This window comes from Streptomyces sp. NPDC054883 (assembly GCF_053610645.1).
The window spans coordinates 131,653-145,368 of record NZ_JBSGYT010000012.1; the positions used below are offsets into that span (position 1 = coordinate 131,653).

The 13,716-nt window shown below is 70.8% G+C and carries 9 protein-coding genes; 5 read left to right on the forward strand and 4 right to left on the reverse strand.

The annotated features are described in order from the left end of the window. Positions 1-504: 504 nt before the first annotated feature. From ACWGH1_RS12220 to ACWGH1_RS12235, 4 genes are all read right to left on the reverse strand, one after another. Positions 505-1,767 carry a sensor histidine kinase gene (locus ACWGH1_RS12220; protein ID WP_453352149.1) on the reverse strand — a complete coding sequence of 421 codons (1,263 nt, stop codon included), beginning with the start codon at positions 1,765-1,767 and terminating at the stop codon, positions 505-507. Between the two features lie 5 nt (positions 1,768-1,772). Further along, on the reverse strand, positions 1,773-2,516 hold the full coding sequence (gene cseB / locus ACWGH1_RS12225) for a two-component system response regulator CseB (protein WP_453352150.1): 744 nt from the start codon (positions 2,514-2,516) through the stop codon (positions 1,773-1,775). Positions 2,517-2,880: 364 nt separating this feature from the next. Continuing rightward, complete coding sequence (locus ACWGH1_RS12230) at positions 2,881-3,468, reverse strand: helix-turn-helix domain-containing protein (protein WP_453352151.1); 588 nt, start codon at positions 3,466-3,468, stop codon at positions 2,881-2,883. A gap of 18 nt (positions 3,469-3,486) precedes the next feature. Then, the gene (locus ACWGH1_RS12235) at positions 3,487-3,627 is read right to left on the reverse strand and encodes a hypothetical protein (protein ID WP_453352152.1); all 141 of its coding nucleotides are present in this window, start codon (positions 3,625-3,627) and stop codon (positions 3,487-3,489) included. Positions 3,628-4,522: 895 nt separating this feature from the next. Here ACWGH1_RS12235 and ACWGH1_RS12240 point away from each other — a divergent pair. Genes ACWGH1_RS12240 through ACWGH1_RS12260 form a run of 5 tightly spaced genes read left to right on the forward strand, consistent with a single transcriptional unit; the run spans position 4,523 to position 13,703 of the window. Further along, the gene (locus ACWGH1_RS12240; protein WP_453408660.1) at positions 4,523-5,965 is read left to right on the forward strand and encodes a lyase family protein; all 1,443 of its coding nucleotides are present in this window, start codon (positions 4,523-4,525) and stop codon (positions 5,963-5,965) included. Further along, complete coding sequence (locus ACWGH1_RS12245) at positions 5,962-6,936, forward strand: GHMP family kinase ATP-binding protein (RefSeq protein ID WP_453352154.1); 975 nt, start codon at positions 5,962-5,964, stop codon at positions 6,934-6,936. Before ACWGH1_RS12240 ends, ACWGH1_RS12245 begins: the two co-directional genes overlap by 4 nt. After that, positions 6,936-9,221, forward strand: a complete 2,286-nt coding sequence (locus ACWGH1_RS12250; protein WP_453352155.1) for a pyridoxal-phosphate dependent enzyme — start codon at positions 6,936-6,938, stop codon at positions 9,219-9,221. The genes ACWGH1_RS12245 and ACWGH1_RS12250 overlap by 1 nt, the downstream gene beginning before the upstream one ends. Further along, the gene (locus ACWGH1_RS12255; protein WP_453352156.1) at positions 9,218-10,288 is read left to right on the forward strand and encodes a GntG family PLP-dependent aldolase; all 1,071 of its coding nucleotides are present in this window, start codon (positions 9,218-9,220) and stop codon (positions 10,286-10,288) included. The genes ACWGH1_RS12250 and ACWGH1_RS12255 overlap by 4 nt, the downstream gene beginning before the upstream one ends. Before the next feature lies 1 nt (position 10,289). Next, on the forward strand, positions 10,290-13,703 hold the full coding sequence (locus ACWGH1_RS12260) for an AMP-binding protein (protein WP_453352157.1): 3,414 nt from the start codon (positions 10,290-10,292) through the stop codon (positions 13,701-13,703). Positions 13,704-13,716: the final 13 nt, after the last annotated feature.

The following is a 13,716-nucleotide window of genomic DNA, read 5'->3' on the forward strand; positions in this document are numbered from 1 at the left end:
ACCCGTACGGCGAGGGGGCGAATGTCCGCGGCCCGCGGAGGCCACGAGTCCGGTGGGCCTCGAAGCCTGAGGGGGAGTGGCGGCGTAGTTCACCGTATCCGCTTGCCACGGCTCGTTCGGTGGCGGCGAGGGAGGGCCGAGGCACTGCGAGGCCATCCACCGGCATACGCCGAACGGCCTTGGACCATTCGTCGGGGGGTTGGGGGTCGAGGGGCGGACCGTGGCCCGGCTCGTACCGGGGAGTGCGCGCTGCGCTGCGCCAGACGGCGCCAGGGACCAGCCGCCGGGTGCCGTGCACGTCGGCGTACGCGGCCCACGGCACGTTGCGCCCGCCGGGGTGCTGGTGCCGGTCTTCAGCCGGACGACGCCTGGCCGAGGAGCCGGTCGGTGGTGTGCGCCTCGCCCCCGTCCGCCTCGGAACCGGCACTCCGGCGAGCGAGGAGCCGGGCGACGTTGCCGCCCGAGGCTCCCTTTCGTATCGGTCGTGTGCCAGGGACCGGGAGGTCAGGCCGGCAGGCGCAGGGTGGCGACGGCACCGCCGTCCGGGGCGTTGTCCAGGCGCAGTTCGGCGCCGAGGAGCCGGGCCTGGCCAAGGGCGATGGTCAGGCCCAGGCCGTGGCCCGAGCCGCGCTCCGTCGCGCCCGTGTGGAAGCGGCGCGGGCCGTCGCGCAGCAGGTCCGGGGGGAAGCCGGGGCCGTGGTCACGGACGACGACGGTACGGCCCTCGACGGTGACCTGTACCGGGGTGGCCCCGTGCCGGTGGGCGTTGACGACGAGGTTGCTGACGATCCGCTCGAGTCGGCGCGGGTCGGTCTCCACGGTCTGCGCGGCCTCTGCGCTCGGTGCGTCGGCGACGGTGGCCTCGGTGTCGAGGCCGGTGCGCGTCACGGCCTCGGACACGACCGCGCCGAGCGGGACACGGGCGCGGACCGGCTGTTCGGCTCCGGCGTCGAGCCGGGAGATCTCCAGGAGGTCCTCGACCAGGCCGCGCAGGTCGCGCACCCGGGCCCGGAGCCGTTCCTCCGTCTCACCGGGCGGCAGCAGGTCGACGGCGGCCAGCAGACCGCCGACGGGGGTACGCAGCTCGTGGGCGACGTCCGCGGTGAACTGCCGCTCGCTGCGCAGACGTCGGCTGAGGCTGTCCGCCATGAGGTCGACGGTGGCGGCGATGTCCGCCACCTCGTCACGGCCCTTGGTGTGCCCGGTGCGGGCATCCAGGTCCCCGGCGGAGAGCCGGACCGCGGTCTCGGAGACCTGCCGCAGCCGACGCCCCAGCAGCCCGGCGCCGTAGACCGCCAGGGGTACGGCCGCCGCGAGGGCGATCAGCGAGGCCGCCACCATGACCGCGTCGAGCCGGCGCAGCGTGTGGAGCTCGGAGCTCATGTTGACCCGGACGGCCAGCACCCGGTTCCCCGGACCGTCGACCCGCTGGGCGCCCCAGATGCTCGGGCCCACATTCCCGTTGACGCGCCCGTCGTAGGCCGTGTGCCGATTGCTGTCGGCCGGGTGCCGCAGTGCGGCGGGAAGGCCGGCCGGATCGAGCTCGGCACCGTCGGTGAGGGTTCCGGTGCGCCGGTAGGTGTCCATGGCCGTGTACACGCTGTTGGTGGCCTGTGCTGCGGCCCGGTCGCGGATGTCCTGCGCGGTCCACATGTGCACGAGCACGCCCACTGCCGCCGCGACCAGGCAGGCCGTGGCCGCGGCCAGCCCTGCGATCTTCCAGCGCAGGGACGCGCGGGCCGGCCGCAGCCGGTGGAACGGATGCACCGGCCTCAGCGCCTGAGCTTGTAGCCGAAGCCGCGGACCGTTTCGATCCGGTCCCGGCCCACCTTCCGGCGCAGCCGCTGCACACACAGGTCCACGACCCGGCTGTCGCCGTCCCAGCCGTACTCCCACACGTTCCGCAGCAGGGTGTGCCGGTCCAGGACGATTCCCGGGTGGGCGGCGAACTCGAGGAGCAGCTTCAGCTCGGTCGGGGTCAGCGCCACTGGGCTTCCCGAGACGGACACCTCCAGCCCGCCGGTATCGATGGTCAGGTCCCCGAAGACCAGAACCTCTTCCTCAGCCGGTGGCAGCTCGTCGGCCCTGGCTCCTCCGGGTTCCGGTGCGGGTGGTGCGTAGGTCGCCCGCCGCAGCAGCGACCGGATGCGGGCCACGAGCACTCCGGTCTCCACCGGCTTGACCACATAGTCGTCCGCTCCGGCCTCCAGACCGGCGACGACGTCGAGCCCGTCGCCGCGAGCGGACATCATCAAGACGGGCACCAGGCTGGTCTCCCGGATTCTGCGGCACAGACCGATCCCGTCCAGACCGGGCAGCATCACGTCCAGAATCAGCAGGTCGAAGCTCTCGTCACGGAAGAGCTCAAGGCCCGCGAGACCGTCGGCCGCAGCCGCCATCTCGTAGCCGTAGCGCTCCAAGGCGACGGTGAAGGACCGGCGCATCAAGTCGTCGTCCTCCACCAGCAACACGCGGACAGGGCGCGAAGAGGCCGGAGCCGGGGCGGACGAGGACATCGGGAGGATCACTCCTGCTCAGACAGTTCGGACGGTTCAGGTGAGGCATCGGTCCTGTACGCACTGAACGCGCGACCGGCGACCTGAAAGGAACGATAAGGCAGACACCGGACCCGGTAACCGCGTCACACGGCGGATCCGCATCGCGCCCTCACGACCCCTTTCACCCGTAAACCGCCAGGCCAGGTGGGGTGAACGGCTCCGGCAGGAGCCGGGCACACGGCGCGTCGGCTCGGGGCCTCCCTCCGCGGGGCCGTGCTCACCGACCGGTTCGATGGGTAATGAAGCGTTCCCTGATACCCGCCCGATACAAATGCGCGAGCGACCACCTATGAAATGCCATGCCCGGGCCGGTCACGTACCGTCACTGCCCGGTCTTCACGCTCGGGCGGTGAGTGAAGGCGCCTCGGTAGGCGGCCGGGGTCATGCCGATCTGACGGCTCAGGTGCTGGCGGAGCGACTCGCCAGAGCCGAGGCCGCTGCGGCGGCCCACGTGGTCAACGGTGAGATCGGTGGTCTCCAGCAGTTCCCGGGCCCGCAGTAGCCGCTGCTGGAGCAGCCATTGGAAGGGGGTCACACCAGTCTCGGTCGTGAAGCGCGGGTCAGGGTCCGCACACTGACCTTGGCCTGACCGGCGACGTCGTGTAGGGAGAGCGGCTGGTTTAAATGTTGCAGTGCCCAGATGCGGGCGGCGTCCAATGAGGAGTCGGTCCGGGCCGGCAGTGGGATCCGTACGAATTGCGCCTGCCCGCCGTGGCGCACAGGGGCGACGACGGCGGCGCGGCCGTGGCCAACGCCGCGGCCCGGCGAGCGAGTTCAGGCTGCCCACCAGTGCTCCGGCCGGGCCGGGGCCGCCGACCTGCGTGATGTTGCAGGTGGCCTCCAGCTTGACGTTGGCCTGCACCAGCCGCGCGCCGCCGACCAGCCGCGGGAGTGCGCTCTGTGCGGCCACGTCGAAGAAGACCGTGCACTACGACATCCCGAGCGCCACGGCGTAGAGCTGAGAGAGGGTCAGCGCTCCCAGCCAGGCCGTGACGGGGATCGAGAGGAGCAGGGCGGCGCGGCCGAGGTCGTCGGCGGCCAGCACGGGCCGCAGGGGCAGCTGGTCCACCCAGGCGCCGGCGGGCAGGCCGATGAGCAGAAAGGCCGGCGCGGGCCTCCGGGCCGGTGGCCTCGCGCGGCTGGCGGGCGGGGACCGCGCCGGGTCCCTCGGGCAGTGGTGTGTAGGTCAGGTGTGCGGGAGACAGCGCGCCGAGGTTGGTGAGGGTGAAGGAACGGAGGTGTCGGTCAGTCCCTGTCCGGCCCCCGGGGACCGCGCGAGCAGCCGTCCGCGTTCACCACTCGGGCCGCGCGCGCCGTCCCACGGGCGGTCCGCCCCATCGCGATCCGCTGCGCGGACGGCTGCGGGAGGTGGCTCCGCGCGAGGAGTGCGCCCCGTGCGGTGACCTCGACACACAGACCAGGTGGTCTGGTTTGATGGTGGATTTTCACTTGAGCGCGCCTGGGCGCGACTTGATCTCTCTACATCCGGCGCGCGCGAAGTCGCCTCGGGCGTCGCCGCTCGGCAACAGGCGGGACGGCGCCTTTCGGTGCATGGCCTGGGAGGGGGCGGACGGTGCCGTGTGTCACGAGGGTACGTGCTGTCCGGGGGAGGCCGATTGTTGCGTTGACAAACCGCACACCCGGTTTCTAATGTCGCCAACGAGCTCCCGTGAACGCCGATTCGCTACGGACAAGGCGCGGGAAAGGACAAAGCCGCCGGGGGAGACGGACGGCGCGAGGACTCCGCACCGGCAGGTCTGAAGGGCGATCCCCGTCGGCCGGGGGTGCTGGGTGGCCCACCGGCGGACGTGACCCCATCGTGGCGCGGTGATACCTGTAGGAGGACGGAAATGAGTGGTCGACAGGGTGTGAGCACGCCTGTCAGCGGGCGTGTCACACAAGGGCCGAGCGAGGTACTCGACGAAGAGGTGCTCGTACCGCAGTTCCGTTACGAGGCCGCGCACTTGCTGCGCTGGTACCTGGCCATCGAGAAGGTCTTCGCGCTCGAGTACCGGCGCATGGAACTCATCTCCGAGGAGGAGGCCGCGGCGATCGGCGCCGCCCTGCTCGACATCGGTACGGAATCGATCGCCGCGCAGCCCGACCGGAACATGTCCGACATCGCCTTCGCCATCGAGCAGCAGATCGATCAGCGCTTGCCTTCTTCCGTGCCGGCATGGCACGTGGACCGCAGCCGGAACGACTTCCAGGCATGCGCGCAGCTGATGTTCGGCAAGAAGCAGGCGCTGGAGACCGCCGATGAGCTGATCCGGTTCGCTCGTGCGGCCATCGACCTGGCTCGTCGCACCTCGCGCATGCCGATGCCCGGGTACACCCATCTCCAGGCGGCCCAGGTCATCACTCCCGGTTTCTACTTCGCCGCCGTGGCCGAGCAGGTGGTGCACAGCCTGCAGCGCCTCCTCGGCACGTACGACGGGATCGATCTGTGTCCGCTGGGAGCCGGTGCCATGGCGGGTCAGGAGATCGGCTGGGACCGGGACCGCATGGCGCGGCTGCTGGGCTTTCGGGCCGTCCGGCCGAGCGCCCTGGCTTCGGTGGCCTCACGGGACTGGACGATGGAACTGGCCGCCGAGCTCTCCCTTCTCGGAACGGTCCTTAGTCGTTTCACCACTGATCTGATGAACTGGGGTGGCGGCGCGTACGGCTTCATCGACCTGCCCGATGAACTGTCCGGGATCTCCTCCGCAATGCCGCAGAAGAAGAACTTTCCGGTCCTGGAGCGGATCCGTGGCAAGACCGCGCATCTGACCTCCGGCTTTTTGGACATGACGCTCGGGCAGCGCAACACGCCTTACTCGAACTCCGTGGAGGTCTCGAAGGAGGCGGGCGCCCAGCTGCTGGCTTCCTTCGAGACCGCCCGCTCGATCCTCCGTCTCTTCCGCACGGTCCTCGGCCGGATCGAATTCCGCGAGGACCGGATGCGTGCGGCGTGCGAGGGCGAGTTCCTCGGCGGCTTCAGTCTCGCCAACTTCCTCACGTTGCGGGAGGGCGTGGCATGGCGTAGGGCCCAGGTGATCGCCGGCCGGTACATCGTCGCCGCCATCGAGGGCGGCATCCCCCCGCGCACGGCCGACCCCGAGTTGCTGCGGCGGATCGCCGAGGAGTACGGAGTGGTGCTCCGGCAGCCGGATCGGGCGCTTGCCGAAGCGTTCGACGTGGACCAGAGCCTGCTGCGCAAGTGCTCTCCCGGTTCGGTACACCCGGAAGCCGTGAGTGAGCTCCTGGACGCTGCCGAAGCCGGCCTGGACGGTCTGGCGGCCAAGTGGGAGGACCGTGGGCAGGCCGTCGCCTCGGCCCTCGCGTCCCTGGACCGCACGTCGGCTGCGAGCACCACATCCGCAGGGGAGACAGGCCTGCAAGACAGCAAAGGAGGCGTTCGCGCATGACGACGGCCGTTGTACGACCTGAAGGCGATGCCGAATGCTCACCGCTCGGCTCGGGGTCGGGGATCGGTACCGCCAACGGGACGTTCGGTGAGCTGCTGCAAGGGGTCCTGCACGAGAACGACCTCGACTTCCTCGTCACCTTCCCGATCACCCTGGCCTCGGTGGCCGAGTTCTGGCCGGACACGACCTCGCAGGAGATCGTCGTCCACCCCGCCAGGAAACAAAGGTCCCGGGTCATCGCGAAGCGCATCATCCGGTACCTGGGCCATGACTTCGGCGGCAGGCTGGAGCTGACGAGCACCCTGCCCGAAGGCAAGGGCCTGGCCAGCTCGTCGGCCGACCTGGTCGCGACCGCCCGTGCGGTGGGCGACGCCTTCGGGCGCCGGTTCACCCACACCGAGATCGAGAGCTTCATTCGGGGCATCGAACCGTCCGACGGCGTCATGTACCCGGACATCGTGGCGTTCTACCACCGCGAGGTGCGGCTGCGCGAACGGCTCGGGTACCTTCCGTCGCTCTCTATCGTCGCTCACGACCTCGGCGGAATGGTGGACACCCTCCAGTTCCACCGCAAGAAGAAGGTCTTCACCCTCGCGGAGAAGCACGAGTACGACGCTCTGCTGGACACCCTCGGCGACGCGGTGAAGGCCCAGGACATCAAGGCCGTCGCCGAAGTCGCCACCCGTAGCGCCGAGATGAATCTGAAGTTCCTGCCGCGCGAGGACTTCGGGCAGCTGCTCAGGCTCTGCGATGAGGTCGACGGGCTCGGTCTCGTCCAGGCCCACAGCGGGACGACCCTCGGAATCGTCTTCCCCGAAGGCCTCAGCGACCACGCCGAGCGCGTGGCCCACATCACCGATCAGTGCCGCCATCTGCCGGGCACCGTCCAGCAGTACCGCTCCCTCGGCTTCGCGGGACCGGGCGCCGAGGCCCGCACGTTCAAGTCCGCCGCTCTGTCAGGAATCCTGTGATGCTCTTCAACGGCATGGTCGAGGCGATAGGCCACACCCCGCTCGTACGTTTACGGCTGGACGGCGCCCGCGACGTGGAGGTCTACGCCAAGCTCGAGCTGCAGAACCCCTTCGCCATGAAGGACCGGGTCGCGCGCAACATCATCCTCGAGGCACGCCGTACGGGCGCCCTGGCCGAGGGCGCCCCGGTCATCGAGAGTTCCTCGGGCACCATGGCCCTGGGCGTCGCCCTCGTGGGCAGGGCCCTGGGACACCCCGTGCACATCGTCACCGATCCCCGCATCGACCCCCTCACCCTCGCCAAACTCCGTGCCCTCGACTGTGACGTCCGCGTGGTCCGGGCCATGACCAGCCACGGCTGGCAGAGCGCCCGGCTCGAAGAGCTTGAGCGGCTGATGAGCACCCTGCCCGGCGCGTTCTGGCCGCAGCAGTACAGCAACCCCGACAACCCCGGCGCCTACCGCACCCTCGCGGGCGAGATCCTCGGCGACCTCGGGTCCCTCGACGTCCTGGTCGGCGCGGTGGGCAGCGGCGGTTCGCTGTGCGGTACGGCGCGGGCACTGCGGGAGACGGTGCCCGGTCTCAAGGTCGTCGGCGTCGATGCCGTCGGCAGCATGCTGTTCGGCCAGCCGGACCGGCCCACCCGTCTCCAGAGCGGCCTGGGCAACAGCCTCCTGCCCAAGAACCTGGACCGCCGGAGCATCGACGAGGTGCACTGGCTCAACGACCGGGAGGCCTTCGAGTCCGCCCGTGCCCTCGCCAGGGAACAGCAGATCTTCGCCGGCAACACCTCGGGCTCGGTCTACCGCGTCCTCGGTCACCTGGCGGCCACCCTCCCCGCAGGGTCGCGCGTGGTCGGCATCTTCCCCGACCGCGGTGACCGCTACGTCGACTCCGTGTACAGCGACGACCACTGGCGGGAGAAGGGAGTCTTCGAGCTGCCCACCTCCGCGGCGCCGGCCACCGTGTCGCCCCGGCAGGTGGTCGGCGAGTGGTCCACCTCCCGCTCCACCTCCACCGGTGAACTGCCCGCCCGGCACCTGGTGTTCGTCGAGTCCAACACCACGGGCACCGGCATGCTCGCCCTCACCGCCGCACGGGAGATGGGCTACACCCCCGTCCTGCTCACCGGGGCACCCGAACGGTACGCGGGCCTGGTGGAAACCGGCAGCGAGGTCCTCGTCTGCGACACCAACTCCCCGCAGGAACTCCGGGCCACCCTGGTGGAGCGGTTCCGCCGCGAGGAACTGGCCGGCATCACCACCACCAGCGACTTCTACGTCCCCACGGTGGCGGACCTGACCACCTGGCTCGGCCTGCCCGGGAACCGGGTGGATTCCGTCGCCACCTGCCGCAACAAGGCCCTCCTGCGGGGCCGGCTGCGGGAAGCGGGCGTGGGGCAGCCGAAGTTCGCGGTGCTGACGGACGCGGGCGAGACCGCGGACGCCGTCGCCGCGATCGGACTGCCCTGCGTGGTGAAGCCCGCCGACGACTCAGGCTCGAACAACGTCCTGCTGTGCACGACCCCCGAAGAGGTCCGCGCGCACGTCGAGACGATCCTCGCGATCCACGTCAATGTGCGGGGCATGCCCACCGCGCGTACCGCCCTGGTCGAGGAGTACATCGACGCACCCGAATTCAGCGTCGAACTCTTCACCTGGCAGGGGCGGACCACCTGTGTCGGCATCACCCGGAAGTACGTGACCGGCGCCCCCTACTTCGTGGAGTACCAGCACGTCTTCCCCGCCGAGCTGTCCCCCTCCGACGAGGCCGCCCTCCAGGACGCGGCCCGCCGCGCGGTGGAAGCCGTCGGCATGGGGCTCGGTCCCACCCACACCGAGATCCGGCTCGACGCGACCGGCCCCAAGATCATCGAAATCAACCCCCGGCTGGCCGGGGGCATGATCCCCGAGCTGATCCGGATGGCCACCGGCACCAGCCTGCTCGACGAGCAACTGCGCGCCGCCGGCGGACACGCGCCCCGACTCTCCGCGCAGACCGACGGGTACGCGGGTATCCGCTTCCTGCTCGCCACCGAAGAGGGCGAGGTCGCCCGGATCGACGGTGTCCCCGAGGCCCGCCGGGTCCCGGGCGTGCACGACGTGGTGATCACCGCCCGGCCGGGGTCGCCCGCGCGTCCGGCCCGCAACTCCTACGACCGGCTCGGGTTCGTCATCGCCCGAGGCGACACCCACGACCAGGTCACGAAGGCCTGCGTCGAAGCCCTCCACCAGATCGACGTCGCTCTCGGCGATGCCCGAGAGCCCGAAAGGCCCACCCAGTGATCGAGCTCCGCAGCGACACCTTCACGCTGCCGACGCAGGACATGCTCCGCGCGATGACCGAAGCGCCACTCGGCGACGACGTCTACGGCGAGGACCCGACGGCCAACCGGCTTGAGGAGCTCGCCGCCGCCACCCTTGGGAAAGAGGCCGCCTGCTTCATGCCCAGCGGCACCATGGCGAACCTGGCATCGATCATGGCCCACGCGCCCCGGGGCTCCAAAGTACTGGTAGGCGACGAGACCGACATCTACATCTACGAGGCCGGCGGCGCCGCCGTCTGCGGCGGCATCGTCTACGAGCCGATCCGCACCCAGCCGGACGGGCGGCTGCTCCTGTCGGACCTGGCAGCCGGATTCCCGGACGACCCCGAGGACCCCCAGTTCGCCCTGCCCGCACTGATCTGCCTGGAGAACACCCACAACCGCTGCGGCGGCGCCATCCTCCCGCTGGACTACCTGCGCGAGGTACGGCACTTCGCCGACGAACGCCGAGTCCCCGTCCACATGGACGGAGCCCGGATCTTCAACGCGGCCGTCGGCTCGGGCATCCCCGTCTCCGAGATCGCCCGGTACGCCGACTCCGTACAGTTCTGCCTCTCCAAGGGCCTCAGCGCCCCCATCGGCTCCATGGTCGTGGGCACCGCCGGGTTCATCGGGAAGGTACGCCGCCTGCGCAAGATGCTGGGTGGCGGGATGCGGCAGGTCGGCACCATCGCCGCCGCCGGGATCCTGGCCATCGAGAACGCGGCCGGACTCGCCGAGGACCACCGCAGGGCCACCGTGCTGGCCGAGGGTCTCGCCAAGCTGGACGGCATCGAGGTCGCCCCCGAGGACGTGCACACCAACATCGTCATGTTCCGCGTCACCGACCCGCGCCACACCTGGCAGACCTTCGCCGCCGCCGCGCACGAGGAAGGCCTGGCCATCGCCGAGCTCGGCCACGGCCGGCTGCGGGCCGTACTGCACCGGGGACTGGACGACGGCGACGTCACCGAGGCCCTGTCCATCATCGGACGCGTGCTGGAAAACGGCCCGCGTACCTCTGGCCGCCCCATCGAGGAGGTCTGACATGCCGACCGGCACCCACACCGGCACCCCGGCCGAACCGAGGTTCGCCTCGATCCCCGCCGCCCTCTCCCACTGGGCCGCGCACCGGCCCGACGAGGTCGCCTTCACCTTCGTCGGCGCCGAGCTGAAGGTGGAACAGCACGTCACCTACCGGGGACTGGAGACCTCGGCCCTCAAAGTGGCCGCGGCCCTCCAGGCCACCGCAGCCCGCGGCGAACGAGTCCTGCTCCTCTTCCCGCCCGGCCACGACTACCTCGTCGCCTTCCTCGGCTGCCTGTACGCCGGCGTCGTCGCCGTCCCCCTCTACCTGCCCCGCCCCGGCGCCAAGATCGACCGCATCGAGGCAGTGGTCCGCAGCTGCCGGCCCACCCACGCCCTGACCACACGGGAACTGGCGGAGCACCTCGCCGACCTGCCCCGGCCCGAAGGCCCCGAAGGCCTGCGGGTCCACACCATCGAGGACCTGTCGGCCACCGACCGGCAGGCGTACCGGCCCGTGGCCACGGACGGTGAGGAACTGGCCTTCCTCCAGTACACCTCCGGCTCCACCGGCGCGCCCAAGGGAGTGATGGTCAGCCACCGCAACCTCGCCGAGAACGAGGAGGCGATAGCCGACGGCTTCGGCGTCCGCGAGGGCGACGTCATCGTGAGCTGGCTGCCCCTCTACCACGACATGGGCCTGATCGGCGCGGCGCTCCTCCCGCTCTACATGGGCCTGAAGTCCGTCCTGCTCAACACCTTCGCCTTCATCTACGACCCGATGATCTGGCCCCTGGCCGTCGCCGAATTCGGCGCCACCTGCTCCGGTGGCCCCAACTTCGCCTACCAGCTCCTCGTCGACCGGTACGACTCCGAGCGCCTCGCGGGAGTCGACCTGCGCAACTGGCGCATCGCCTTCAACGGCGCCGAACCCATCGTCGAAAACACCCTGCGCGCCTTCACCTCCGTCTACCGCGAGCACGGCTTCGACGCCCGCGCGGTCTACCCCTGCTACGGCCTCGCCGAGGCCACCCTGTTCGTCTCGGGCGCCGAGCCGGCGGCCGGGTACCGGGCCGGGACCTTCGGACGGCGGGCGCTGGAACAGGGCCGGCTGGAGCCGGCCGAAGCCGGGGCGGTCGCCGACGACAGCGTGTCCGTCGTGTCCTCCGGACGGCCCGCCCTGCGCACCGAGGTCGTCATCCGCGACACCGACGGCCGCGCCGTCCCCGACGGCCGCGTCGGAGAGATCTGCGTACGCAGCAACGGCGTCGCCCAGGGCTACTGGGGCGAAGACCAGGCCACGGAGCGGACCTTCCACGCCCGCATCGAGGGACACCCGGGGCTCTTCCTGCGCACCGGCGACCTCGGAGCCCTCCACGACGGTGAGCTCTACCCCGTGGGACGGATGAAGGACCTCCTCATCATCGCGGGCCGCAACTTCTACCCGCACGACATCGAGACCGTCGGATCGCAGGCCACCACGCACCTGCGCAAGGGGTGCGCCGCCGCGTTCCAACCGGTCGCCGAGGAACCGCGGGTCATCCTGGTGGCCGAGGTGAAGCGGACCGCCGTCACGCTCCTGCGCGACGACCCGCAGGCCTTCGCCGCCGCCGGGCGGGACGTGATCCGGGCCGTGGGCACCGAGTGCGACCTCCACCTCGCCGACGTCGTCTTCGTCTACCCCGGCTCCATCCCCAAGACCTCCAGCGGCAAGATCCGCCGCGCCGAGACCCGGGCACGGTACCTCGCCGGCAAGCTCCGCGTGATCAGCCGGACGGCCGGATCCGAACCGGACGCCACCGCCCCCCGGGAGGCGCCGACCGACATGGCCTCCCTGCACCTCCTGGAGCCCGGCCGGCGCCTCGAGGTCGTGAGCGCAGCCCTGCGGTCGATGCTCGCCGAACGATGGGGAGGCACGCCGGGCGAGGACGACTTCGCCCAGCCCCTGGCCGCACTGGGCCTCGACTCACTCAAGCTCACCGCCCTGAAGGCCTCGCTGGAACGCCTCCTGGAGCGGCCGGTCGACAGCCGCCTCTTCTACGGGGACCGGTCACTGGACGAGGTGGCCCGAGCCATCGCGGAGCTGACCGCCCACGCCCCGGCCCCCACGGCCGCTGCCGCCCCCCGGAACGCCGCTGAGGGCCCCGCCGCCGACAGCCAGGTCCACATGCAATTCTCCTCCCTCCTGCTGCCCGAGGACACGTCCAACAACCTGCCCATCGCGGTACGGCTGTCCCGGGCCTACGAGCCGGAGCAGCTGCGCTCCGCCCTGGCCTCGGTCATCGCCCGCCACCCCGCGCTGCGCACGGTCCTCGGCGACCCCGGCACCGGCACCCAGGTGGTACGTGAAGAACCCGACCTCGACTGGGAGTGGCGGGAGTTCCCCGCCGGTGAGCACGCGGCCGTCGAGGACTATCTCGACACGGTGGCCCACCGGCCCTTCTCCCTGACGGACGGCCCCCTCGTCCGCGGCGCCGCCGCGATCACCGACGGGTCAACGGTGCTGCTCCTCGTCTGCCACCACGCCGTCGTCGACCACTGGTCCCTGCGTGCGGTGTTCGCCGACATCCTCCGAGGCCTCCCGGGGATCCGGCTGGAAGGCTCGGAGACCTCCTCCGAGCACCCAGTCCCCACCCCCCTCGACTGGGTCCACGCCCAGCGCGAGCGGGCCGATGCCTCCGAAGGACGTCTGAACGCACAGACCGAGCGCTGGCGGCCCCTGCGCAACCACCTGCTGTTCCCGAAGAAGACCAGCGGCAGCTCCGGCCGCAACCCGGCCGCCACCATCGACCTCGACATCGACGCCGAAACCACCCGTCGCGTCGACGCCAGGAGCCAGGCCCGCGGCCGCACCCCGTTCGTCACGCTCGCCGCCGCCTACCTGCACGCCCTGTACCGGGTCGTCGGCGAGAAGCAGATCGTCATCGGAGTCCCCCACCACGGCCGGACGGACTGGCGGTTCGCCGGCACCGTGGGCTACCTCGTCAACATGATGCCGCTCCAGGGCGACTTCCGGGACGGCGAGGGGCTCGACACCCTAGAAGACCGCACATGGGGCGAACTCCGGCAGGCCCTGGACTGCTCCGACCTGCCCTTCGCGCGGCTGGTGAAGGCGCTCCAGCCGGAGCGGCACGGGCAGAACCCCCTCTTCCAGGCCACGCTGACCTTCCAGCAGTCCACCGACACCAGCCTGGAGGAAGGCTTCTCCCTCCCCTCCAGCGGCTGCCGCCAGACGCTCGGCGACATCGACGTCAGTGCCGTCGACATACCGCCCCGTGACGCGGCATTCGCCCTCAGCCTCTACGGCACCCGACACGAGGACCGCCTGGTCTTCCGCCTCGTGTACCAGACGGACCTCGTCGACGAGTCCGTGGCCGCGAGCGTCGCCCGGGAATTCCGGACGAGCCTGGACGAGCTGACCGCCCTTTCCCGCTGAACAAGCACACCAT

What these genes read in the sequence shown, in the direction of transcription:
- cseB (WP_453352150.1), bottom strand. Translation starts at nt 2,516, where the DNA reads ATGTCCTCGTCCGCCCCGGCTCCGGCCTCTTCGCGCCCTGTCCGCGTG.
- ACWGH1_RS12245 (WP_453352154.1), top strand. Translation starts at nt 5,962, where the DNA reads ATGACGACGGCCGTTGTACGACCTGAAGGCGATGCCGAATGCTCACCG.
- ACWGH1_RS12260 (WP_453352157.1), top strand. Translation starts at nt 10,290, where the DNA reads ATGCCGACCGGCACCCACACCGGCACCCCGGCCGAACCGAGGTTCGCC.
- ACWGH1_RS12250 (WP_453352155.1), top strand. Translation starts at nt 6,936, where the DNA reads ATGCTCTTCAACGGCATGGTCGAGGCGATAGGCCACACCCCGCTCGTA.